The sequence below is a fragment of the Curtobacterium sp. MCBD17_021 genome (genome assembly GCF_003234525.1).
Classification (GTDB): Bacteria; Actinomycetota; Actinomycetes; order Actinomycetales; family Microbacteriaceae; genus Curtobacterium.
Genome location: NZ_QKTS01000012.1, coordinates 45,095 through 68,711, shown reverse-complemented (window position 1 = coordinate 68,711; position 23,617 = coordinate 45,095). Strand labels below are relative to the sequence as shown.

Sequence of the window (23,617 nt, the reverse complement as noted above, 5' to 3'; positions counted from 1 at the left end):
CATGGCCGTCGCTCGCATCTGGTCGCTCACTAGGGTCACTGCTGTGAACGCACCCTCACCGACCGTGGCCGCCTTCTGGGAGGCGCGTCGCCGCGACTCCCCCGATCTGCCCGAGACCGTTCCCCTCGCATGGGCGTTCGGTGCGACACCGGAACACGCGGACGCCCTGCTCGACCTCGTGCTCGCCGGCGTGAAGGACGGAACAGCATCCTCGCTCTGGGACTACGAGGCCACCGGTGAGCCCCTGCCGGAGGTCGGCGAGTACAGCATCATCCTCGACGGCACTGACGAGCCGCGAGCCGTGCTCGTGACGACCGCCGTCCGGATCGTGCCGTTCGACCAGGTGGACGCCGAGCACGCCCGCGCGGAGGGTGAGGGCGACCGGACCCTGGCCTACTGGCGTGCGGCGCACGAGCGGTACTGGCGGGAGCACTCGGAGAGCCCGCGGGGGTGGGCGTCTGACATGCCGGTGGTGTGTGAGCGCTTCCGGCTGCTGTGGCCGGATCACGCCGAGGGGCCCAGCTCGTCAGTGTCCTGACGGAGCGGATGTAGACCGCTCCTCAACGCCCACCCTCAGGCTGCTCGGCGCTCCGGTGCGGGGCGTCGACGCAGTCCGGCCTGCAGGACCGCCGGCGGGGCGTACTGCTGGTCGAGACGACCGACGTCCGTGCCCGGCGGGACGATCGCGTCGATCCGGTCGAGGACCTCGTCCGACAGCGCCACGTCGGCGCCCGCGAGCAGGTCGTCGAGCTGCTCCATCGACCGCGGACCGATCAGCGCGCTCGTGACGCCGGGGTGTGCGATCGCGAACGCCATCGCGAGGTGGGTCATCGGGATGCCGACCTCCTCGGACAGCGCGACGACCTGCTCGACGGCGTCGATGCGTCGCTCGTCCTGGTTGTGCCGGAACATGCCGACGCGGGCGAGGTCGCTCTGCTGGCCCTTGCGGAACCGCCCGGTCAGCATGCCGCCGGCAAGCGGGCTCCAGACGAGGGTGCCCATGCCGTAGCGCTCGACGACGGGCAGGACCTCGCGCTCGATGCCGCGGTTCAGGATCGAGTAGGTCGGCTGCTCCGTGCGGAAGCGCTCGAGACTCCGGCGTTCCGAGGTCCACTGCGCCTCCACCTGCATCGACGCCGGGAAGTCGCTCGTGCCGATGGCGCGCACCTTGCCGCTGCGCACCAGGTCGGTCAGCGCCGACAGGGTCTCCTCGAGGTCGACCGTGCCGTCCGGTCGGTGTGCCTGGTACAGGTCGATGTGGTCGGTCTGCAGACGGCGGAGCGAGTCCTCCACCGCACGCATGATCCACCGGCGGGAGTTCCCCCGGCGGTTCGGATCGTCCCCCATCGGGCCGTTGAACTTCGTGGCGAGCACGACGTCGTCACGGCGACCCGCGAGCGCCTTGCCGAGCAGGGTCTCCGAGCCACCCTGCGAGTAGCGGTCGGCGGTGTCGATGAGGTTGATGCCGGCGTCCAGTGCCCGGTGGACGATCCGGATCGAGTCCTGTTCGTCTCCGTTGCCGATCCGGCCGTCGGTGCCGAGCATCATGGCGCCCAGCGCGAAGGGGCTGACCTGGATACCGGTCTTGCCGAGGGTGCGGTACTGCATGGGTTCCTCCTGTCGATGGCGTCCCGGGTGCAGATGTCGTAGTCTGACTAGAAGTGGAACGCTCTTCCGGAACTATACGGAACGCCTTTCCGTTTCCGCAACCCCAGACCGAGGAGGACCTGTGCGCGCCGACGCCCGCCGCAACCTGGACGCGCTGATCGACGCCGCCAAATCCGTGTTCGCCTCCGACGGCGTCGACGCCCCCGCGAAGGCCATCGCCGACCGCGCAGGCGTCGGTGTCGGCACCCTGTACCGCCACTTCCCACAGCGCTCCGACCTGGTCGTGGCGGTGTTCCAGCAGGCCGTCGAAGCCTGCGCTGACGCCGCCGACGACCTGCGCGCCGCACACGCTCCGGACGAGGCGCTCGCTCGGTGGTTGCAGCGGTTCACCGAGTTCGTCGCCACCAAGCGGGGGCTCGCCGCCGCACTGCAGTCCGGTGACGCCGCCTTCGAGGCCCTCCCCGCCTACTTCATCGGACGGCTCGGCGGCACCCTGACGGAGTTGCTCGACGCAGCGTCAGCAGCCGGAACGGTCCGCGCCGACATCGACGCACCCCAGCTCCTCAGGGCCGTCGCCGACCTGTCCCACGGTGCGGCGACCCCCGAGCAGAGCCAGCAGCTCGTCGGACTCCTGGTCGACGGGCTCCGCTACCGCGCCACCGTCTGAGCAGCACCGGGCGTGGAGCGGAGGACGCCGAGGTCGCGTGTCCACGCAGTCCCCCGCTCGAGCTGGCCGCTCTCGTCGCACTCCCCCTCGTCTCGAGCGGGCTCGTCTACGAGGCGGCTCCTGGTTTCGCGGTCGCGGGACTCGGCTACATGGTCACCCTCCAGCTGCAGTTCGCATGGGGCTGGTCGCCGGTCCTGGCGTCGATCGGCACCCTGCCGCAGGTCGCCGTGCTGCTCTTCGGCGGCCGCCTGGTCGGACCCTTCGTCCGGAGGGTGGGCATGCATCACGCAGCCTGGATGAGCGCCGCGGCGGTCGTGCTCGGCCTTGCCGTGTTCGCCGCGGGGAGCCGCTTCGGGTACGTCTGGGTCGCGCTCGCCCTGGTCCTCGTCGCCGCCGGGATGCGCATCGTCGGTGTCGTCGCGGGCACCAACGTGATGACCGGTCTTCCGGAGAACCGCACCACAGTCGGTGCAGCGCTCGTGGACACGTCCAGCCAGGTTGCAACCGGCATCGGGCTCGCCGTGACCGGCACGATCCTCGCACCCCTGCTCACCGGCGACATCTCCGCCTCCAGACGGGCGTCACCGTCGCGGGCTTCGCCATGACCGTTGCCGCAGCGCTCCTCGTGGCGGTCGGCATGACCCGGGCGCGATCCGCACGGGAGGCCCGGTGAGCCCTGATCGACGTCGACCAGCGAGTGACCTACGGCTGGCGACGGGTGGTCGCGCTCTCGCTCGTCGCTCGGTAGCGCGCGGCGATCGTCCCGAACGCGGCTGCGAGTTCTGGCGGGCCGACGACCTCCATCGGCACCTCGAACCTGCCGAACGACGCTGCGAGTGCACCCCATGACCACGAACCGACCTCGAGAGCGCATCGGTGACCGTCGATCGCGGTCACGGTTCCGTCCCCGGCGAACGGCAGGACCTCGTGCGCGGGGAGATCGAGGATCACCGTGCCACGGCAGGGCCACTCGTTGACGTCAGAGCCCTTGAACCGCCCTGACACGAACTCGTCCACATCTCCACAGGGCACCGCGCGCGGGGCGAACGACGGACCGTTCGGGGTCCGCGGTCGAACTCGATCGACGCTGTAGAGACGCCAGTCCTCACGGTCGAGGTCCCACCCGAGCAGGTACCAGCGTCCGTGCGAGGTGACCAGGTGTGACGGTTCAGCACGGCGCGGCGGGAGAAGCGGCCGGTCATCCGCTGTCGCATCACGAGGGACGTAGTCGAAGCGCAGTGTCTCTCGGTCGCGGATCGCGGTGGCGAGGGTGACGAGCACGTCGAACGAGAGGTTCATGGGGGCGGCATCGCCGGCGCGGCCGACCGCTGTCACCTCGAGCGCGTCGAGCCGGTGGCGCAGTCGGGACGGCATGACCTGCCGTATCGTCCCGAGCGCACGGATCGCTGCCTCTTCGATGCCTGCACCGATCGCTGGCGCGGTCTGCAGGGCGATGGCGACCGCGACCGTCTGGTCGTCGTCGAACAGCAGTGGCGGCAGTTCGCTTCCCGCGTCGAGTCGGTAGCCACCGTCCGGGCCCATCGTGGCCCGGATGCTGTAGCCCATCTCACGCAGCCGATCGATGTCCCGACGAACGGTCCGGTCGCTGGTCTCGAGGCGACGTGCCAAGAGCGACCCCGGCCAGTCGCGACGCGTCTGGAGCAGCGACAGCAGGCGGAGCAGTCGCGTGGTCGTCGTCATGACGGCAACACTAATCACGGTCTAGGACAGGAACAGACCTACACGGCTGTGACAGTTGCGGCAGCGGGTCAACAGGACCCGGACCTCGAGAAGGAGCAACGATGACCATCCAGACGACCACCCACCTCAACTTCCGTGGCGATGCTCGCGCGGCGCTGGAGTTCTACCAGTCCGTGTTCGGCGGCCACACCGTCATCAACACGTACGCGGACTTCGGGATGCCGGCGGAGGTGCCCGGGTCCGACAAGGTCGTCTTCGGGCTCGTCGCTGCCGACAACGGCTTCCGCGTCATGGGCTACGACATCCCCGGCCAGACCGGAGGACGGATCGCCGGCGACGGTTCCACCCGCCGCGAGAACGGGACGACCGTCACCGACCAGGCGCTGTTCGTCTCGATCGGCGCGGAGACCCTCGAGGAACTCCAGGGACACTGGGACGCCCTCGCTGTCGATGCCGTCATCGTCGAGCCACTGGCGGCGTCGGCATGGAGCGCCGGTTTCGGCATGCTCACCGACCAGTTCGGCGTCACCTGGAGCATCAGCGTCACCGCGTAGATCTCCTCGCGGCGCGAGCCCGTCTGGCTCGCGCCGCACTCCGCACCCACGCTGACCGACGCAAGACCGCGACGCGCGCGACGGGTGCTCAGGGGGAGCGCGAGGAGCGCGGCCGGTAGTCGCACGGAGCGCCACTGGAATGACGAACGCCGCCCTGGTGAGGCGGCGTTCGCCTCGCAGTGATCGGGCTCGTGGTGCTCTTCATCAACCGGTGGCAGGCGAGGAGGGGACACTAACGTCGTCTCGTTCACCGATCGACTTCCGCAACGCTGTTGCGGAAGCGGGACACGCTAGGAGCACGACCGCTGCGTACCCTCCAGTCATGCGCACTCCAAGAGAGACCTTCGGCCTGGAAGGAAGGGGACGATCGTGGACTCAAGTCCTGCTCGATCTGGTGAGCGGCACCCTCGTCCTGACCGGGATCGCGGTGATCATCAGCAGTACGCGATCCGGTGATGCACTCGCAGCCTGGATCGGAAGCGGGACGATCCTGACCGGTGCCATCTGCTGGGGGGCGAACATCTTGTTGGCCGTCCGGGCAGCCAGACGCGAACCGCGAAAGCCGTCTCGATAGCCGGTTCCCCAGTGACCCACGACATGCCTGCAGGGGCTTCGGACTCCTACGGCCCTACTCCGGAGTGAGCCCTGTCTCAGATAGGTGGTCCGCGGGCTATCTCAGTTCACGCACGCCCTACGGTCGCCTCCCGGCGCACGAGGGCTGAGTCCTGCACTAGTCGACGTGGCTGTCCGCGCTGCCAAACAACCTGTCCAACTCCGTATTTCAGGACAGGTTAAGTGGCAGTCGGACAACTCCCCCTACTGCGGCATGTCCACGAACCGCGAGAACATCCCGTGGAACGCAACGGTGATCGTGTCCGTCGGCCCGTTGCGGTGCTTCGCCACGATGAGGTCGGCTTCACCCTGCCGCGGGTTGTCCTTCTCGTACGCCGACTCACGGTGCAGCAGGATGACCATGTCGGCGTCCTGCTCGATCGACCCGGATTCACGCAGGTCGGAGATCATCGGTTTCTTGTCCGCACGCTGCTCGGGCCCACGGTTCAGCTGCGACAGCGCGATGACGGGCACCTGCAGCTCCTTCGCCATGAGCTTGAGCGCGCGGGAGAACTCCGAGACCTCTTGCTGGCGGCTCTCGACGCGCTTGCCCGAGGTCATCAGCTGCAGGTAGTCGATGACGACGAGCTTCAGGTTGTGCTGCTGCTTGAGGCGCCGGCACTTGGCACGGATCTCGACGAGGGTCATGTTGGGGGAGTCGTCAATGAAGAACGGGGCGTCGTTGATGCGCCCGCGGGTCTGCGCGATGGTGGTCCAATCGCGGGTGTCGACGGTTCCCTTGCGCATGTTCTGGAGCGGCACGCTCGACTCGGCGGAGAGCAGACGCATGGCGATCTCGGCGCGACCCATCTCGAGCGAGAAGAACGCGGCCGTCTGGTTGTGCTTCAGTGCGGCGGCACGGCACAGGTCGAGGGCGAGCGTCGACTTGCCGAGTGCGGGTCGGGCGGCGACGATGATGAGCTGCCCGGGGTGGAAGCCGTTGGTCAGGCCGTCGAGCTGCGCGAACCCTGTGGGGACGCCGGTCATCTGCCCGTCACGGCCCTTCGCGGCCTCGATCTCGTCGATCGCGGTGCCGATGGCCTCGGTCAGGGGGACGTAGTCCTCGGTCTGCACGCCGCCGGCGACGTTGTAGACCTCGGCCTGCGCGCTGTTGACGAGGTCGGTGACCTCGCCCTCGCTGGCGTAGCCCATCTGCACGATGCGGGTACCAGCCTCGACCAGACGGCGGAGAACGGCCTTCTCGGCCACGATGGCCGCGTAGTACCCGGCGTTCGCCGCGGTCGGCACCATGCTCGTCAGGCTGTGCAGGTACTCGGCGCCACCACCGCGGGACAACAGGCCCGTCTTCGTCAGCTCGTCGGTGACCGCGATGACGTCGGTCGGCTCGCCGTGCGAGTACAGCGACAGGATCGCGTCGAAGATCACTTCGTGCTTCGGGATGTAGAAGTCGACACCACGAGCGGTCTCGATCACGTCGGCCACGGCGTCCTTCGAGAGCATCATGCCGCCGATGGTCGACTGCTCCGCGAGCATGTCGTGCGGGGGAGTCCGGTCGGTGTTCCGCTCGGCGTACTCCTGCGGGGCCGGCTCCAGATGCGCGATCGACACACGTGCTCCTCAGTGTTCGTGACGGTGCTGGTGGACGGCCCGTTCACCGTTCCTCACCGAGCAGTTCTACCCCGGGCGACCGACATCACCGAGTCGCTGGGCCAAGCTACGGGTACACAGTTATCCCCAGCAACAGGCCCTGTGGACAACTCTGTGGAGAGGTTGCGGAACACGCCGGACTCCTGTGTGGAGGGCTGTGCACTCCGCTGGGGATAAGTCGGTTGGAGAACACACTTTCGACAGTTGACCGGGGGTTTTGCGTTCCACACCGTGTGTGGAGAACTCGGCTTCAAGTGGGAGTCGAAGGTTCCCCTCGAAGGCTGCCACTGTGCACAACCGACTTGACAAACGCCCTCGGCGTCCCGAGTTACTCGGCTGGCTCCCAGGCAGGCAGATCGGGGCAGGGCGTAACCGGCCAGTCGTGTTTCGGGTGCCGAACCTGCTCATCCGACTCGGGCCTCCAGGACGCCCTCGGCACCCGCCGACACGCCGTCGCCGTCGTCAGAGACCGCTTCCACCGGCGCGTCGCTCGGTTCCGGTCCCGGTCCCCAGATGCACGAACACCATCCCCCGCCCACGATCGGCGTCCCGCCTGCCAGGAGCGAGCGGGCCATCGTGGCGACCATCGTCGATCGCCCAGCCTGCGAGGGTCCGGGGGAGCGCGAGTGCCTCCTCGTCGGCCCGGACCCGACGTGCGAGCGCCTGCACGGCGGCCGTCTCCCCCCGCCCCACAACACCCGCCCGACGCGCAGTCCGGGAACGACGGAGGGCGGGCCTCCCGTGCCCGGAGAGGACACAGCACCCGCCCGACGCGCAGTCCGGGAACGACGGAGGGCGGGCCTCCCGTCATGGGAGACCCGCCCTCCGGCGGTGCTGGTGCTGCCTACTTGGCGGCGACGACCTTCAGCGAGATGGTCGCGACGATGTCCTCGCGCAGACGCACGGTGGCCTCGTGGTCACCGACGGTCTTGATGGTCGCGGGGACCTCGACCTTGCGCTTGTCGAGCGAGCCGACGCCCTGCGCCTGGACGGCGTCAGCGACGTCGCCCGGGCGGACGGAGCCGAACAGACGACCGTCCTTGCCGGCCTTGACCGACAGCTGGATGGTGGCGTTCTCGAGCTTCATCTTGAGGTCCTGGGCCTCTTCGATGGTGGCGAGCTCGCGCGCGGCACGAGCAGCACGGATCGACTCGATCTGCTTCTCGCCGCCCTTCGACCACGACACGGCGAAGCCCTGCGGGATCAGGTAGTTGCGGGCGTAGCCGTTCTTGACGTCGACGACGTCACCGGCGGAACCGAGGCCGGAGACCTCGTGGGTGAGGATGAGCTTCGACATGTGTCGACCTCCGATCAGCGGCCGGAGCCGGCGTAGGGGAGGAGCGCCATCTCACGGGCGTTCTTCACGGCACGGGCGATGAGGCGCTGCTCCTGGACGGAGACGCCGGTGATGCGACGGGCGCGGATCTTGCCACGCTCCGAGATGAACTTGCGAAGGGTCGCAACGTCCTTGTAGTCGATGACGCCGACCTTGATCGCCTTCGCGGGAGCGGCGTTCTTGCCGCCCTTGCCGCGAGGCTTCCGGCGGTCGCCGGTGCTCTTTCCAGCCATTGTGTGTCCTTAGAGAAGAAGAAGTTGTGTCGTCAGACCGCTGAGGATCAGAACGGGGTCTCGTCGTCGTAGGTGCCGCCGGGGGTGGACCACACGTCGTTCGACTGTGCGTTGCCGCCCTGCTGACCACCCTGCGGGGACCACGGGGCGTCGGACTGCCCGCCGCCGCCGTTGTTCCAGCCACCGCCGTTGCCGCCACCGGAGTTGCCCCCGGCGCCGCCACCGACCTGGCCGCGTCCACCGCCACCGCCGCTGCCACCCGGCGCGCGGGTGATCTGGGCGGTCGCGTACCGCAGCGAGGGGCCGATCTCGTCGACCTCGAGCTCGATGCTCGTCCGCTGCTGACCCTCACGGTCCTGGTAGGAACGCTGACGCAGACGACCCTGCGCGATGACGCGCGAGCCCTTCGTCAGCGACCCCGCCACGTGCTCGGCGAACTCGCGCCACACACTCGCACGGAGGAACAGCGCGTCGCCGTCCTTCCACTCGTTCGCCTGACGGTCGAACGTGCGAGGAGTCGACGCGATGGTGAAGTTCGCCACGGCGAGCCCGTTCTGCGTGTAGCGCAGCTCCGGGTCCGCGGTGAGGTTGCCCACCACCGTGATGACGGTTTCGCCGGCCACGGGCTACTCGGCGCTCGCGGTCGCGGTGGCCGACGCGTTGGCGGCCTTGCGGGCGGCACGGGCCTCGTCGCGCTCCTTCTGAGCGGCGACCTGGGCCATGCCCTCTTCGGCGCGGAGGACCTTGGTGCGCAGGACGGCCTCGGAGAGACCGAGCTGGCGGTCCAGCTCCTTGGCGGAGTCGGCGGACGACGTGAAGTTCACGACGGCGTAGATGCCCTCGGTCTTCTTCGCGATCTCGTAAGCGAGCCGGCGACGGCCCCAGACGTCCACGTTGTCGACGGTGCCACCGTCGTTGCGGATGACCGCGAGGAACTTGTCCAGGCTGGGAGCGACGGTGCGCTCATCGATCTCGGGGTCGAGGATCGCCATCAGTTCGTACTGGTGCATGCGGAACCCACCTCCTCTGGTCTCAGCGGCCCCGGGCAGTTCCCGGGGCAGGAGGGTTGATGCATGTGCCTCGGCACGCTGAATGCGCGCGAGACAACCTGCCCATCGTAGCGGACGGCCTGGAGGCGCGCCACCGGTCCGCCGCGTCCCCCCGGCTCTGCCCGCGGGCTACGCGTCGCGGGACGCCCACCAGGTGCGCAGACGCGCCTCGGCCTCGTCGGGGCCGAGCGGCCCCTCGTCCATCCGCGCCTCGAGCAGGAAGCGGTACGCCTCGCCGACGGCGCGCCCCGGCGGGATGTCGAGGATGCGCATGATGTCGTCCCCGGACAGGTCGGGACGCATGGAGTCGAGTTCCTCCTGCTCCGCGAGGACGGCGATCCGGGCCTCCAGGTCGTCGTAGGCGAAGCCGAGCCGGTCCGCCTTCCGGCGGTTCCGGGTGGTGACGTCGGAGCGGGTGAGCTCGTGCAGCCGCTCGAGCTGGTCGCCTGCGTCGCGGACGTAGCGGCGGACGGCCGCGTCGGTCCAGGCGCCCTCGGTGTAGCCGAAGAACCGAAGGTGCAGTTCGATCAGGCGGGCGACCGACGCGATGGTGTCGTTGTCGAAGCGCAGCGCGCGCAGGCGCTTCTTCGCGAGCTTGGAGCCGACCAGGTCGTGGTGGTGGAAGCTCACGGCCCCACCGGGCTCGAGCTTCCGGGTCGCCGGCTTGCCGATGTCGTGCAGGAGCGCCGCGAGCCGGAGCACGGTGTCGGGGGCGTCGCCCGGGTGGCGCTCGGCCTCGTACCCGATGGCCTGGGTGAGGACGGTGAGCGAGTGCTCGTACACGTCCTTGTGGTGGTGGTGCTCGTCGATCTCGAGCTTCATCGCGGGCAGCTCGGGCAGGATCCGCTCGGCGATGCCGGTGTCCACCAGGAGCCGGAGCCCCTCCACGGGGTCCGACGTGTCGAGCAACTTGACCAGTTCGTCCCGCACGCGCTCGGCGGAGACGATGTCGATGGAGTCGGCGAGGTCCGCCATGGCGGAACGGACGTCGTCGGACACCGTGAAGCCGAGCTGTGCGGTGAACCGTGCCGCGCGCATCATCCGGAGCGGGTCGTCGCGGAACGAGATCCGCGCCTCCTGCGGGGTCGTGAGCCGTTCGGCGAGCAGGTCCTCGACGCCGCCGTGCACGTCGACGAGTTCCCGCTGGGGGAGTCGGAGCGCCATCGCGTTGACGGTGAAGTCACGGCGGAGCAGATCGTCCTCGATCGTGTCGCCGAACGTGACCTCGGGCTTGCGGGTCTCGCCGTCGTAGACGTCGCTGCGGTACGTGGTGATCTCGACCTGTTCGCCGCGCACCCGGGCGGCGATGGTGCCGAACTGACGGCCGACGTCCCAGGTCGCACTCGCGAGGGGTTCGACGATCCGCAGGATGGTGTCGGGTCGGGCGTCCGAGGTGAAGTCGAGGTCGGTCACCGGGCGGCCGAGGAAGGCGTCGCGGACGGGCCCGCCGACGAGCGCGAGTTCGTGACCCGCGGCGGCGAACGCCCGTGCGAGGACGTCGACGGTGTCGGTGGCGGCGAGTGCGTCGAGTCGTTCGACGGCCTGGGCTACGGACTGCATGACGCCGTCGATCATCCCAGATGATGGCGGCGAGCACCTGCGCGCCCGCCTGCTGTCATGGTCGTGCCTCATACACTCGTCGTGGCCCGCTCACGACCAGGGCCCTCTCACATGCAGATACTCCGTACCGTGCTCGCCGCCGCCGCGTCCGCCCTGGTCGCCACCGGTCTGGTCATCGCGCCCGCTGCGGTGGACGTCGCCGACGCCGCCACCAGCTCCAAGCCCGCCGACCCGACCACCGCCCAGTCCGGCACGACCTCGGTCGAGCTGACGCCCTCCGGGCAGGGTGTCCTCGAGCTCGGCGACGACCTCTCGCTGTCCCTCACGGTCACGAACGACACGGACGTCGCGTTGCCGGCCGGCCGTGCAGACCTCGACATCATCCGCCCGGTCGTGGGCACTCGGGACATCCTCACGGACTGGCTCGGCGACACCTCTTCAGACGGTTACGTCGGCGTCCCGATGGACTCGGTGGACGTCCCGGTGGTCCCCGCGCACCGCTCGGTCACGGTCAGCGCCATCAGCGTGCCGTTCGACGACGTGCGGCTCGGCACGCTGAACCCGTTCGGTGCCCGGCGCATCGCGGCCTCGTACGCAGCGGGGTCGACGTTCGCGGTCGGACGCTCCGCCTTCACGTGGAACCCCGCACTCGACCGCGCGCCCGTCGACGTCGCCGTGGCGATGCCCGTGACGGTCCCGGCGACCGAGGACGGCGTGCTCTCGGCCGGCGCCCTCGCTGCCGACACCGCCGTCGACGGCACCCTGACCCAGCAGCTCGACGCCGCGGAGGGCCACAGCGTCGCCCTCGCCGTCGACCCGCGCATCGTCGCCTCGATCCGGCTCCTCGGCGACGACGCCCCGAGCTCGGCGACCGCCTGGCTCGAGCGCCTCGAGGGCCTGCGAAACGAGAAGTTCCCGCTGTCCTACGCCGATGCCGACGTCGCCGGTCTCCGTCAGGCCGGATTGCCGGGCATCGCCGCGCCGATCTCCTTCGACCAGGCGATCGCCGCGGCCGTCGAGGACGACCGGTTCCCGGGCGCGACGCCGAGCCCCACGGCCCCCGCCCCCTCGGACGGCGCCACCGCCGGGACACCCGGCACGGACGACGGCGCGGACCAGGGCGGTGCCGGCCAGGACGACACCAACCAGGACGACACCGGGACGACGGGCACCCCGACCGCCGACGCCACCCCCGGTGATCCGACGGGCGACGGCACGGGACCGGGTGCTGACGCCCCCGCGGCCCTCCCCACCTCGGAGTCGCTCGTCGACTTCCCCTGGACGGTCGACACCGTCGCGTGGCCCGCCGAGGGCACCGTCGCCACGGACGACCTCACCGCGCTCGGCGCCGCCGGGTACCGCTCGACGATCGTCTCGAGCGGCAACACCTCCGCCGGCGGCAGCACCACCGTCGCCGCCTCCGAGGAGATCGGGTCGACCCAGGCCCTCGTGTCCGACCAGGCCATGTCCGGCCTTCTGCGCGAAGCCGCCAGCGCCACCGACGGACGCGCCGCCGCGAAGGCCATGTCCGAACTGTCCGCCACCCTGGCGACCGTCGCCGTCCAGGGCACCGCGACCGGACCGGTCCTCCTCACGCTCGACCGGTCCTGGCCGACGGACTCCAGCCGCCTCGAGAAGGCCCTCGACACCCTCGAGAGCACGGTCTGGGTCTCGCCGACCGACTTCTCCACCGTCGTCGACGCGACGCCCGGCTCCCTCACCCTGCAGAGCAGCAGCGTCGCTGACGACCGGCTCGCGACGCTCCGACGTCTCGTCCGCTCCGAGCAGGAACTCGCCGACTTCGCCAGCGCCGTCCAGGACCCGGCAGCGGTCACCGCCCCGGCGCGCCTCACCACCCTCGCGGCCGCGTCCAACGCCTGGCGCTCGGACACCGACGGCCTCACGACGGTGGTCGACGGCATCGTCGCCACGAACGACGAGACCGTCGGCACCGTCGGCATCGTCAACTCGAGCGACATCACCCTGCTCGGTGACCGCTCCTCGCTGCCGATCTCGGTCCGCAACCGGTCGGACTTCCCGGTCACCGTGTTCCTGACCGTCACGCCGTCGAACTCGTTCCTCCGCATCGAGGAGAACGCCGTCGAGGTCACGATCCAGCCCCGCTCCTCGACGCGCACCACCTTCCCCGTGCAGTCGGTCGCGAACGGCAAGGTCGCCCTGTCGATGTCGCTGACCAGCGCGACCGGCGCACGGATCTCCTCGCCCGCCACCGTCGAGATCAACGTGCAGGCGCAGTGGGAGACCGTCATCACGGCCATCGCCGCCGTCGCGGTGATCGCCGTCTTCGGCTTCGGCATCGTCCGCAACGTCCGACGCCGACTCCGCCGTCGCAACGGTGAGCCCGAGCCGGAGGACGACGACCCGAACCGTCCGCTCGAGGTCCAGCCCCCCGCACCGGGCGGACTCGCCGCGAGCGTCGTCGCAGCGGACCGCGCCACGCCGGCACCCGACGCCGACACCCGGCCGGGAGGCCCGACCCCCGTCCCCGGGGCCGCCACCGCCATCGCCGCGGCCAGCTCCGGCACCGACACCGTCGGATCCGACGGTGACCGTCTCGAGGACGCGATCATGCGCGCCGGAGCGCGGTCGAGCCTCCCGTCCGACGACCACGACGACGACCGCACCCGCGACGCCCGTCGCCAGCCCGAGGAGCCGACCATCAGCACCACCCCGTCCACCGGGACCGTCGACGCAGCACCGCAGGGCGAGCGGAACCTCGGGCGGGCGAGCGCGATGCTCGCGGCGGGGACGATGATCTCCCGCCTGCTCGGCTTCGCGAAGACGTTCGTGCTCGCCTACGCGATCGGTCAGACGAACTCCCGCTCGGCGGACGCCTTCGCGGTCTCGAACCAGCTGCCGAACAACATACACGCGCTCATCGCCGGTGGCCTGCTGTCCGCGGTCCTCATCCCGCAGATCGTCCGCTCGATGAAGCAGGAGGACGCCGGACGCGCGTACGTCAACAAGATCGTGACGCTCGGGGCCTCGGTCTTCGTCGTCATCACGATCGTCGCGACCCTGCTCGCACCCGTCCTGGTCCGCGTCTACGCGGCGCAGGCGAACGACGGCAAGGGGTTCTCGCCGGCGGCGACCGACCTGGCGGTGGCGTTCGCGTTCTGGTGCCTGCCGCAGATCCTCTTCTACGCGCTGTACTCGCTCCTCGGCGAAGTCCTCAACGCCAAGCAGGTGTTCGGGCCCTTCACGTGGGCACCGCTCATCAACAACGTCATCGCGATCTCGGGTCTCGTCGTGTTCATCGCCCTGTTCGGCAACCGCACGACCAACTCCGGCACCGACGACTGGACACCGCTGAAGATCGCCGTCCTCGCCGGGAGCGCCACACTCGGTGTCCTCGCGCAGGCCGCGTTCCTGCCGTTCTTCTGGAAGCGCGCCGGGCTCAGCTTCCGGCCGGACTTCCGCTGGCGCGGTGTCGGCCTCAAGGCCACCGGGACCGCCGCCGGCTGGCTGTTCGCGATGATCCTCGTCACCCAGCTCGCCGGCATCGTGCAGTCGCGCGTCGCCTCACTCGGTTCCGGGAACGCCGGCAACGCGGTACTGCAGAACGCCTGGCTGCTGTTCATGCTCCCGCACTCGATCATCGCCGTGTCGATCGCCACCGCCTACTACACGCGGATGAGCCACGAGGCCGAGCGCGGCGACCTCGCTGCCGTCCGTCGCAACCTGTCGCTGTCCCTGCGGATCGTCGGACTGTTCACGGTGTTCTCGTCGGTCGCGCTCATGGTGGTCGCCGTGCCGTTCGGGCGGATGTTCTCGAACACCTTCGACGGAGCGGTCTCCATCGGCGCGGTCCTGCTCGCCTACATGCCCGGGCTGGTCCTGTTCAGCATGCTCTTCATCATCCAGCGGGTGTTCTGGGCCATGCACGACCACCGGACGCCGTTCCTCATGCAGCTCGTCCAGTCGGGGCTCTTCGTCATCGGGGCCCTCGCCGTCACCGCGCTGCCGGGGGAGGTCATCGGCCTGGCCGTGGCCGCGTGCACGACCGTCGCCGGGTCGGCCCAGACGATCGTCGCGCTCGTGCTCGTCCGTCGGCGTCTCGACGGCATCGAGGGCCCCGTCGTCACCCGATCGCACCTGCAGTTCGTCGCCGCCGCGCTCGTCGCCGGTGCCGTCGGCCTGGTCGTCGTGCACTTCTTCGGGGCCTTCCGCGCCGACGGGTTCGCCATGGCCGACTTCACGAGCGCGCTCATCACCGTCGTGCTCGGCGGGATCGTCATGGTCGCGGTGTACTTCGGCGTCCTCGCGCTCCTCCGGAACGCCGAGGTCCGCAGCGCCGTCGACCTCGTCCGGGCGCGACTCGGTCGCTGAACCGCGGCTGCGGAGTCGGGGGGCGTCGCCGCCTCGGGCCTCCGCCGGCCCGGCACGCACGGCTGCCGGGGAATGGCCCGCCGCTACCATGGGTTCTCCCGGTAGCACGCAACGGAAGGGCAGTCATGCGCGAGCTCATCATCATCGGTTCCGGTCCCGCCGGGTTCACGGCCGGCATCTACGCCGCGCGCGCTGAGCTGAAGCCGCTCATCGTCGCCTCGAGCGTCGAGACCGGCGGCGAGCTGACCAAGACGACCGAGGTCGAGAACTTCCCGGGCTTCCCCGAGGGCGTCCAGGGCCCCGACCTCATGATCAAGATGCAGGAACAGGCCGAGAAGTTCGGTGCCGAGGTCCTGTACGACGACGCCGTCTCGGTCGACCTCACCGGCCAGGTCAAGAAGGTCACGGTCGGCTCCGGCGAGACGTACGAGGCCCTCACGGTCATCTACGCCACCGGTTCCGCCTACCGCCACCTCGGCCTCGCCGACGAAGAGCGTCTCTCCGGCCACGGCGTCTCCTGGTGCGCCACGTGCGACGGCTTCTTCTTCCGCCAGAAGAACATCGCCGTCGTCGGCGGTGGCGACTCCGCGATGGAAGAGGCCACGTTCCTCACCCGCTTCGCCGACAAGGTGACGGTCATCCACCGCAAGGACTCGCTCCGCGCGTCGAAGATCATGCAGGACCGCGCGATGAACGACCCGAAGATCGAGTTCGCGTGGAACAAGGAGGTCACCGGGATCACGGGTGACTCCGCGGTCGAGGGCGTCACGCTCAAGGACACCGTCACCGGAGAAGAGTCCTCGATGGCGCTCGACGGGCTGTTCATCGCGATCGGCAACGACCCGCGCACGCACCTCGTGCACGGGCAGCTCGAGATCGCCCCCGAGGGCACGCTCGCCGTCGAGGGCCGTTCGTCCCGAGCGCTCGGCGTCCCCGGTGTCTTCATCGCCGGTGACGTGCTCGACCCGACCTACCGCCAGGCGATCACGGCCGCCGGTTCCGGTGCCGTCGCCGCGCTCGACGCCGAGAAGTACCTCGCGGACCTCGACCACGACCTCACCGACCAGGCCGAGGGCGTCACCCCGACCGAGGCGATCATCGACGTCACCGCCAGGGTCTGACCTCGGCGCGGCCGACCGGGGGAATGCCCGGTCCGTCGACCACGTTCACCTTCCCGAACCGACTTCCGTCGAAGGAGCAAACATGAGCAACGCCAAGGCCGTCACCGACGCCACGTTCGAGGCCGAAGTCCTCAAGTCCGACAAGACGATCCTCGTGGACTTCTGGGCTGAGTGGTGCGGCCCGTGTCGCGCCGTCTCGCCGATCCTCGACCAGATCGCCGCGGAGCACGCCGACAAGATCGAGATCGTCAAGCTCAACGTCGACGACAACCCCCAGTCGGCGATGAACTACCAGATCACGTCGATCCCGGCGATGAAGGTGTTCAAGGGCGGCGAGGTCGTCAAGACGGTCATCGGCGCCAAGCCGAAGCCGGCCCTCGAGGCCGACCTCGCGGACTTCCTCGCGTAGGGACTCCGCACAGCGGTATCCGCAGCACAGACCCGGACGCCCCGCCCTCCATTCCATCGGAGGGCGGGGCGTCCGCCTGTCTGGAGGCCCGTTGCGCGGTGGGCAGGACCGCGGGCGCTGGACGGGCCTCCAGGCCGGTACGCGCCCGTGCGACGCCCGTGCGGTCGGGCCCCAGGCCACGGATCGCCGATCGGCCTGCGTCGCGGACCGACGCACGCCCTGCTCCATGTCGTACTGTGGCGAGAACGACCGAGTGGAGGTAACTCGATGACGAACGGCAACAGTCTCGACCCCTGGTACGACTCCTACGCCCAGCGCACCGCCGGGCTGAGCGCCTCCGAGGTCCGAGCTCTGTTCGCCGTCGCGTCGAGGCCCGAGGTGGTCTCCCTCGCCGGCGGCATGCCGTACGTCTCCGCGCTGCCGCGTGAACTCGTCACGGGCTCGATCGACCGGGTCATGCAGGACGACGCGGCCATGGCGCTGCAGTACGGCGGTGGGCAGGGACTGCGGTCCCTCCGCGAGCACATCGTCGACGTGATGAGCCTGGAGGGCATCCGTGCCAGCGCGGAGGACGTCGTGGTCACCACGGGGTCCCAGCACGCCCTGGACCTCGTCACGCGGCTGTTCATCGATCCGGGCGACGTCGTCCTGGCCGAGTCGCCCTCGTACGTCGGTGCCATCGGGGTCTTCCGGTCGTACCAGGCCGAGACGGTCCACGTGGCGACCGACGAGCTCGGTCTGGTCCCCGAGGCCCTGCGCGAGACGATCGCCCGTCTGCGGGCCGCCGGCAAGCGGATGAAGTTCCTGTACACGATCCCGAACTTCCACAACCCTGCCGGGGTCACGATGAGCCGCGAGCGCCGCATCGAGGTCCTCGACATCTGTCGCTCGAACGACATCCTCGTGCTCGAGGACAACCCGTACGGGCTGCTCTGGTTCGACGAGCCCGCGCCGCAGGCCATCCGCTCCATCGACGACGAGGGCGTGGTCTACCTCGGGTCGTTCTCGAAGACGCTCGCCCCCGGGTTCCGCGTCGGCTGGGCCCTGGCGCCGCACGCCATCCGCGAGAAGCTCGTGCTCGCGAACGAGTCGGCCGTCCTCGCGCCGAACTCGTTCGGGCAGTACGTCGTCAACGCCTACCTCGACGCCGCCGACTGGAAGGGCCAGGTCGACACCTTCCGCGGGCTCTACGCCGAACGACGCGACGCCATGCTCTCCGCACTGGGGGAGTTCCTGCCCGACCTCAGCTGGACCGTGCCGAACGGTGGCTTCTTCGTCTGGCTCACCCTGCCGGAGTCCCTCGACTCGAAGGGCATGCTGCCCCGCGCGGTCAAGGAGCTCGTCGCCTACACACCGGGTACCGCCTTCTTCGCCGACGGCCGCGGGGCCGGCAACATCCGGTTGTCGTTCTGCTACCCGACCTCCGAGCAGATCCGCGTCGGCGTGAAGCGCTTGGCCTCGGTCGTCAACGACGAACTCGAACTCATCGAGACCTTCGGCCCGACCGCACGCTCCCGCCCGACGCTCAGCCGCCCGACGGTCAGCTCGCCGCCGCCGAACCTGTCCTGAACAGGCCTTTCCGCACCACATCACCCCTTCGCAGAGGATCCTCCATGGCTGAGTTCGCCCGCCGTCACGTCGTCGTCGTCGCCGGGGGGATCTCGCACGAACGCGACATCTCGCTGCGATCCGGCCGACGCGTCGCGGACTCGCTCGCCGGGTACGGCTGGCAGGTGGACCTCCGGGACGCCGACGCATCGCTGCTGCCCGCCCTGAGCGCTGACCGTCCCGACGTCGTATGGCCGGCCCTGCACGGCGCCTCAGGGGAGGACGGCGCGCTGCGCGGCATCCTGGAGGCCCTCGACATCCCCTACGTCGGGTCACGCTCGACGTCCGCTCGCCTCGCATGGGACAAGCCGACGGCGTCCGCCCTCGTCTCCCGCGCCGGCGTCCGGACTCCGCGATCGATCACGCTGTCGCACGACGTGTTCCGTGAGCTGGGCGCAGTCGGCGTGCTGCAAGCCATCGCCGCCGAGCACCCGGTGCCGCTCGCCGTCAAGCCCGCACGAGGCGGTAGCGCCCAGGGGGTGACCCTCGTCGAGAACGTGGAGGACCTCCCGCGGGCCATGGTCGCCGCCTACACCTACTGCGAGGACGCCGTCATCGAGCAGCTCATCCGCGGGACCGAGATCGCCGTCGGCATCATCGACACGGGGGACGGGCCGCTCGCCCTGGCTCCGGTCGAGATCGTCCCGCGCAACGGCTTCTACGGCTACGAGGCGCGCTACAACGCCGGCGAGACGACCTTCTACACGCCGGCCCGCTTGTCGGACGAGCAGTCGAGCGCTGCGTCAGCGGCGGCGGTCCTCGCGCATCGCGCGCTCGGGCTGCGGCACGTGTCCCGCGTCGACATCATCGTCGACGGGGCCGGCACACCCTGGTTCCTCGAGGCGAATGTCCTGCCGGGACTGACCGAGACGTCGCTCGTGCCACAGGCGCTCTCGGCGTCGGGGTTCGACCTCGGGTGGACCTATGCGGAGCTCGCGGAGCAGGCCATCCGGGATCACACGGCCTGACCGAGCACGACTCGCTCCGGCGGGTGACCTGCCTGAAGCGCGGTCTGCGATCGCGGTAGGGCCGACCCCGATGTTCCACGTGGAACACCATCGCGACTCAACTCCGCCGATCTCACTCGGCGTCCGGCTTCCTGGTCACGGAGCGGTCCGAGACATCCGGCTCCGACGCTCGTCGCAGGTTTACCTGAGCAGCCATCGCGCGTGTGTCCGCAGACAGGGACTGCGTTCGAGATCGGCCCAACCCCCCGATCAGAAGTGGAAACGCTCGGTGTCGGCGTCATCGATCACACCACCACAGGCCCCGCAGTGATTGCGAATGCGGTCACCCGATCGCCTTGTGACGCGCGTATGTTCCATCTGCCACTGCACGAGTTCGCCGGACGGCGCGAGCCCCGCTGGGGGCGAAGCATCGACGGGACGACCCTCCGCCAGACATCGACGACTCCCACCCGATCGTCGCCACTGTCCAGCACGACCCAGTGGATCCGTCAATGAGACGGACGACATCGTGCACGATCCGGCCGTCGGGTGCATCGTGGACCAATCGGCGGCCGCGCTGCGCACACCCACTCTCCCGTATCAGGCTGCTGGGGACGCCGTTCTCGATCGCGGCGATCGTCCTGGCCGGTAGGCGGCGCAGCTCGATCGGTGGGATCCGACGCCGTCGGTGAGTCGGGCCACGGCCGCGCTGGCGCCTCGGTACCTCAGCTGCGCCGGACGGCTCGTTGCGCAGTAGCGTGCGAGTGCACGGATCGCAGCAGGAGCTCAGTTCCGACACCCTCGTCGGCGTCGCACTCGACCCCGTCCTGCCCGTCTGCTTCTGCAGGTGCGGTGATGAGGCCACGTGAGGAGCCCGCCCTCGCTCCGTCGACATCGGAGGGGGACTCTGCGCAAGGGCATGCTGTGGCATCGGCACAGCACCCCCGGCGAACGGACGTAACGACCATCCTTCGCTCCCGTCGTCGGCCTGCGGCGTTGCACCAGCGCTCGCAGGCACGCGGGGCGCTCCGCCACCTGCACCGCTTCATCGTGGCTCGAGGGTGCCGAAGTGGAATGCGTCTGTCCGCCCCTGGCACGATCTACCCCCTGATCGTTCTGCCCCTCGTGCCTTGCGCCCTTGATCGTTCTCCCCCTTGTACGTTGCGCCGTCTGCGTTCTGCCCGTGGGCATTGGGCCGTGATCGTTCTGCGCGTGGTGCTTCTGCCTCGGAGTCGATTGCACCAGTGGCGTCCAGTCGGGGATATCCACCCTCTGTGCGGCTGGGGGAGTGGTGCGTTGACGAGGCAGGATCCGCGCAGACGGAGCTCCGCGACGAGAGACAGTCGACGAGTCCGACGCCACAGCCAGTGAATGGAGTCTCGAGCCCGCCAGGACGTCAGTGACCGGACAACGCCATCTTCCTTGTGCTGCTCGAGCGCGAGCCACCCGGCATGTCTACCTATGCTGGCGGGCCGACGGCACTGCACGCGAGTCGTACTGTGCGGCTACCGGTAGGCAGGAGCGATGTTCCACGTGAAACACGGTCTCGCTGCAGAGCCCATGAGGAAGCACGGCAGTGTCGACGTTTCACGTGGAAGTCGGTCCGGCCCCGAGGCAGCGTCTCCTCGTCGACTGCCTCGTCCATCGGGCCAGTTCGTAGTTGTCGGCCCTCCCACGGTGCTCCTGCGCCTGAGCGCCCCGAACATCCCGCGATTGCCCGCGTCTCCGCCGAGCCGATACCGAGAACGCCGGGTCTCGAGCCGCCGACCCGAAATCCAGCTCTGGCGGTAGACGCTGCTTCAAGGAGGTCTTCTGCGGGTCGGCCGAGGACGATGGGTGCGTTTCTGGCCACCGGGAGCCGCGTCCGAGGCCGTCGACTGTGGTGGGGTTGCCCATCCGCTCATCCGTACAGCTAGCGTCACGGGACGGTGAGTCGACAGACCTGCGTACCTCGCTCGAGGTGTTCCACGTGGAACATCGTTGGCTGCTGCGTCAGTCCCGGGAACCCCCAGCCCCGAATCATCCGCAGGTTGGCGTGCGGATCTCCGTCACCATTGATCCCTCGACCGGGCACCACGGGCTCACCAGATCCGGAGCGCGGGGCCAGAGGCCGCTTTCCCACGGTCTACCGGGAGAAGTCAGCTCGGACACGTCCCTGCGCTTCACAGAGGAGGCCCAGAACGGCGCTGCCGACCGCTGTGCGCCCGCTGAAGGCCACAAGACGTCCTCCTCCTGGCCCGGAGCCGCAGACGTCCCGCGCGCCCCTCAGCGGCCGCCTGTACCCCTCGACGGTGACTCCGGGTCAGTGCGCCACATCGTCGATACCGAGTTCGCCCAAGATCCGGTTCAGGTCGTCCGGGTTCGCGAAGTCGATGGTCACCGACCCCTTGCGAGCACCGACTGCGATCTTGACGCGAGTGTTCAACCGGTCGCCGAGACGCTCCGCCATGTCGTTGAAGTGCACCTGGCGCTTGGACGGCACCGCGGGGGCCTTGGCCGGCGTCTTCGCCGAGAGTTGCTGCGCGATGGCCTCAGCCGCACGTACCGACAGGTCCTCGTTGACGATCTTCTCCGCGAGGTACTCCATGGCCTCGGCGTCGGGCGCCGCGAGGATCGCGCGCGCGTGCCCGGCCGAGAGCACGCCAGCGGCAACACGACGCTGCACGGGGGAGGGCAACCGCAGCAGACGGATCGTGTTCGTGATCTGTGGCCGCGACCGGCCGATCCGCTGCCCGAGCTGCTCCTGCGTGATGCCGAAGTCAGCCAGCAGCTGCTGGTAAGCGGAAGCCTCCTCCAGCGGGTTCAGCTGGGCGCGGTGCAGGTTCTCCAGCAGGGCGTCACGGAGCATCGCATCGTCCGGGGTGTCCTTGACGATCGCGGGGATGGTGGCGAGGCCGAGCTCCTTTGTCGCACGGAGACGTCGCTCGCCCATGATGAGCTCGTACTGCGGTGCCGTACCGGCGGCGCCGACGATCGGGCGCACCACGATCGGCTGGAGGAGTCCGATCTCGCGGATCGAGTGCACCAGTTCCTGCAGCTCTTCTTCACGGAATTCCTTCCGCGGCTGCTGGGCATTCGGAACGATGTCGAGTGGGTTGAGGTTCGCGAGCCGAGCACCCGGAACGGCGAGCAGCTCCTCCGCCGTCGCCGCGCCAGCCGCACCGCTGGTCGTGTCCGCTGCCGAGGTCCCCCCCGACGGGAAGAACACGTCGACGGGCCGCTCCTGCTGCTCGTTCGTCGTGGGGATGAGGGCGCCGATGCCGCGCCCGAGCCCGGTCCGCTTGGTTGCCATCAGGCCTTCGCTCCTCGTTCTGCGATCTCGGCCGCCGCCTCCAGGTAGGAGAGCGAGCCGGTGGAGTTGACGTCGTACGACACCACGCTCTGTCCGTAGCTCGGCGCTTCGCTCACTCGGACGGACCTCGGGATCATCGCCCGCAGGACCTGATCACCGAAGTGTGTCCGCACTTCGTTGGCGACCTGATTGGCCAGGTTGGTCCGGCCGTCGTACATCGTGAGCAGGATCGTCGACACGGCCAGATGCGGGTTGAGGTGCCGCTCGATGAGTTCGATGTTCCGAAGGAGTTGGCTCAATCCCTCGAGTGCGTAGTACTCGCACTGGATCGGGATGAGCACCTCCTTGGCCGCGACGAAGGCGTTGATCGTGAGGAGACCGAGCGACGGCGGGCAGTCGATGAAGACGTAGTGGAACGGCTCCTCGACGGAGGCGAGGTACTCGTCGAGGGCGGTGCGCAGCCGCTGCTCCCGGGCGACGAGCGAGACGAGTTCGATCTCCGCGCCTGCGAGGTGGATCGTCGCAGGCACGCACCACAGCGTCTCGGACTCGGGGGATCGCTGGACCGTGTCCGCCATGGGAGCCTCGTCGACGATGACGTCGTAGATGCTCGCCACCTCGGCCTGGTGGTCGATGCCCAGGGCGGTGGAAGCGTTCCCCTGCGGATCGAGATCGATCACGAGCACCCGTGCGCCGCCGTGAGCGAGCGCCGCAGCGAGGTTGACCGTGGTGGTCGTCTTCCCCACGCCACCCTTCTGGTTCGACACCGTGAAGACACGGGTCTTCTCCGGCAGCGGGAACTGCTGCGTCGCGATCGCTCGTCGGCGCCGGTTGAGATCGGCGATCTCCCTGGCGAGAGGTGTCGACGCGTCGTAGTCAGTGGACGAACTCAACGAGTGCCTCTTCCCCGGTCTGTGTTTCACGTGGAACATCGGGCAGTTCGGTGGTGTGCCACCGCCCCT

The 23,617-nt window shown here is 69.3% G+C and carries 19 protein-coding genes; 9 read left to right on the top strand and 10 right to left on the bottom strand.

What is annotated here, in order from left to right; translation table 11 throughout:
- Position 1: 1 nt before the first annotated feature.
- Positions 2 to 538 carry an ASCH domain-containing protein gene (locus tag DEI83_RS11645; protein ID WP_111082173.1) on the top strand — a complete coding sequence of 179 codons (537 nt, stop codon included), beginning with the start codon at positions 2 to 4 and terminating at the stop codon, positions 536 to 538.
- Positions 539 to 573: 35 nt separating this feature from the next.
- Here DEI83_RS11645 and DEI83_RS11640 read toward each other — a convergent pair whose 3' ends face one another.
- Entirely contained in the window at positions 574 to 1,608 is a 1,035-nt protein-coding gene (locus tag DEI83_RS11640; RefSeq protein WP_111082117.1) for an aldo/keto reductase, read from the bottom strand.
- A gap of 121 nt (positions 1,609 to 1,729) precedes the next feature.
- On the opposite strand from DEI83_RS11640, the gene DEI83_RS11635 reads away from it, so the two are divergent.
- Positions 1,730 to 2,275, top strand: coding sequence for a TetR/AcrR family transcriptional regulator (locus DEI83_RS11635; RefSeq protein ID WP_258371178.1), 546 nt, complete (start codon positions 1,730 to 1,732; stop codon positions 2,273 to 2,275).
- A complete protein-coding gene (locus DEI83_RS11630; RefSeq protein WP_375334667.1) occupies positions 2,272 to 2,880 on the top strand; it encodes a hypothetical protein in 609 nt (202 codons plus the stop codon). The genes DEI83_RS11635 and DEI83_RS11630 overlap by 4 nt, the downstream gene beginning before the upstream one ends.
- A gap of 97 nt (positions 2,881 to 2,977) precedes the next feature.
- On the opposite strand, the gene DEI83_RS11625 is transcribed toward DEI83_RS11630, so the two are convergent.
- A complete protein-coding gene (locus tag DEI83_RS11625) occupies positions 2,978 to 3,976 on the bottom strand; it encodes a YafY family protein (RefSeq protein WP_111082114.1) in 999 nt (332 codons plus the stop codon).
- Between the two features lie 101 nt (positions 3,977 to 4,077).
- On the opposite strand from DEI83_RS11625, the gene DEI83_RS11620 reads away from it, so the two are divergent.
- Positions 4,078 to 4,530 carry a VOC family protein gene (locus DEI83_RS11620; protein ID WP_111082113.1) on the top strand — a complete coding sequence of 151 codons (453 nt, stop codon included), beginning with the start codon at positions 4,078 to 4,080 and terminating at the stop codon, positions 4,528 to 4,530.
- An 816-nt stretch (positions 4,531 to 5,346) separates the two neighbouring features.
- Here the strand turns inward: DEI83_RS11620 and dnaB are convergent.
- From dnaB to DEI83_RS11585, 6 genes are all read right to left on the bottom strand, one after another.
- A complete protein-coding gene (gene dnaB, locus DEI83_RS11615; RefSeq protein ID WP_111082112.1) occupies positions 5,347 to 6,711 on the bottom strand; it encodes a replicative DNA helicase in 1,365 nt (454 codons plus the stop codon).
- Between the two features lie 883 nt (positions 6,712 to 7,594).
- Positions 7,595 to 8,047 carry a 50S ribosomal protein L9 gene (gene rplI, locus DEI83_RS11605; protein WP_111075301.1) on the bottom strand — a complete coding sequence of 151 codons (453 nt, stop codon included), beginning with the start codon at positions 8,045 to 8,047 and terminating at the stop codon, positions 7,595 to 7,597.
- 14 nt (positions 8,048 to 8,061) lie between these two features.
- Positions 8,062 to 8,319 (bottom strand): 30S ribosomal protein S18, encoded by a 258-nt coding sequence (gene rpsR, locus DEI83_RS11600; RefSeq protein WP_056121021.1) that lies wholly within the window; start codon positions 8,317 to 8,319, stop codon positions 8,062 to 8,064.
- A gap of 47 nt (positions 8,320 to 8,366) precedes the next feature.
- Complete coding sequence (locus tag DEI83_RS11595) at positions 8,367 to 8,942, bottom strand: single-stranded DNA-binding protein (RefSeq protein WP_111082110.1); 576 nt, start codon at positions 8,940 to 8,942, stop codon at positions 8,367 to 8,369.
- Positions 8,943 to 8,945: 3 nt separating this feature from the next.
- Entirely contained in the window at positions 8,946 to 9,329 is a 384-nt protein-coding gene (gene rpsF, locus DEI83_RS11590) for a 30S ribosomal protein S6 (RefSeq protein WP_111082109.1), read from the bottom strand.
- Positions 9,330 to 9,497: 168 nt separating this feature from the next.
- Positions 9,498 to 10,928, bottom strand: coding sequence for a CCA tRNA nucleotidyltransferase (locus DEI83_RS11585; RefSeq protein WP_111082172.1), 1,431 nt, complete (start codon positions 10,926 to 10,928; stop codon positions 9,498 to 9,500).
- Positions 10,929 to 11,039: 111 nt separating this feature from the next.
- Between DEI83_RS11585 and DEI83_RS16130 the strand changes: the two genes are divergently transcribed.
- From DEI83_RS16130 to DEI83_RS11560, 5 genes are all read left to right on the top strand, one after another.
- Positions 11,040 to 15,278, top strand: a complete 4,239-nt coding sequence (locus tag DEI83_RS16130; protein ID WP_220036783.1) for a DUF6049 family protein — start codon at positions 11,040 to 11,042, stop codon at positions 15,276 to 15,278.
- A gap of 125 nt (positions 15,279 to 15,403) precedes the next feature.
- Positions 15,404 to 16,399 (top strand): thioredoxin-disulfide reductase, encoded by a 996-nt coding sequence (gene trxB, locus DEI83_RS11575; RefSeq protein ID WP_111082108.1) that lies wholly within the window; start codon positions 15,404 to 15,406, stop codon positions 16,397 to 16,399.
- A gap of 82 nt (positions 16,400 to 16,481) precedes the next feature.
- Positions 16,482 to 16,808 carry a thioredoxin gene (trxA, locus tag DEI83_RS11570; RefSeq protein ID WP_110825783.1) on the top strand — a complete coding sequence of 109 codons (327 nt, stop codon included), beginning with the start codon at positions 16,482 to 16,484 and terminating at the stop codon, positions 16,806 to 16,808.
- 267 nt (positions 16,809 to 17,075) lie between these two features.
- Entirely contained in the window at positions 17,076 to 18,377 is a 1,302-nt protein-coding gene (locus tag DEI83_RS11565) for a PLP-dependent aminotransferase family protein (RefSeq protein WP_111082107.1), read from the top strand.
- A gap of 44 nt (positions 18,378 to 18,421) precedes the next feature.
- Complete coding sequence (locus tag DEI83_RS11560) at positions 18,422 to 19,384, top strand: D-alanine--D-alanine ligase (protein WP_111082106.1); 963 nt, start codon at positions 18,422 to 18,424, stop codon at positions 19,382 to 19,384.
- A gap of 2,281 nt (positions 19,385 to 21,665) precedes the next feature.
- On the opposite strand, the gene DEI83_RS11555 is transcribed toward DEI83_RS11560, so the two are convergent.
- Together DEI83_RS11555 and DEI83_RS11550 are read right to left on the bottom strand one after the other, a co-directional pair.
- Positions 21,666 to 22,655, bottom strand: a complete 990-nt coding sequence (locus DEI83_RS11555; RefSeq protein ID WP_111082105.1) for a ParB/RepB/Spo0J family partition protein — start codon at positions 22,653 to 22,655, stop codon at positions 21,666 to 21,668.
- Positions 22,655 to 23,587 (bottom strand): ParA family protein, encoded by a 933-nt coding sequence (locus DEI83_RS11550; protein ID WP_111082104.1) that lies wholly within the window; start codon positions 23,585 to 23,587, stop codon positions 22,655 to 22,657. The genes DEI83_RS11555 and DEI83_RS11550 overlap by 1 nt, the downstream gene beginning before the upstream one ends.
- Between the last annotated feature and the right edge of the window lie 30 nt (positions 23,588 to 23,617).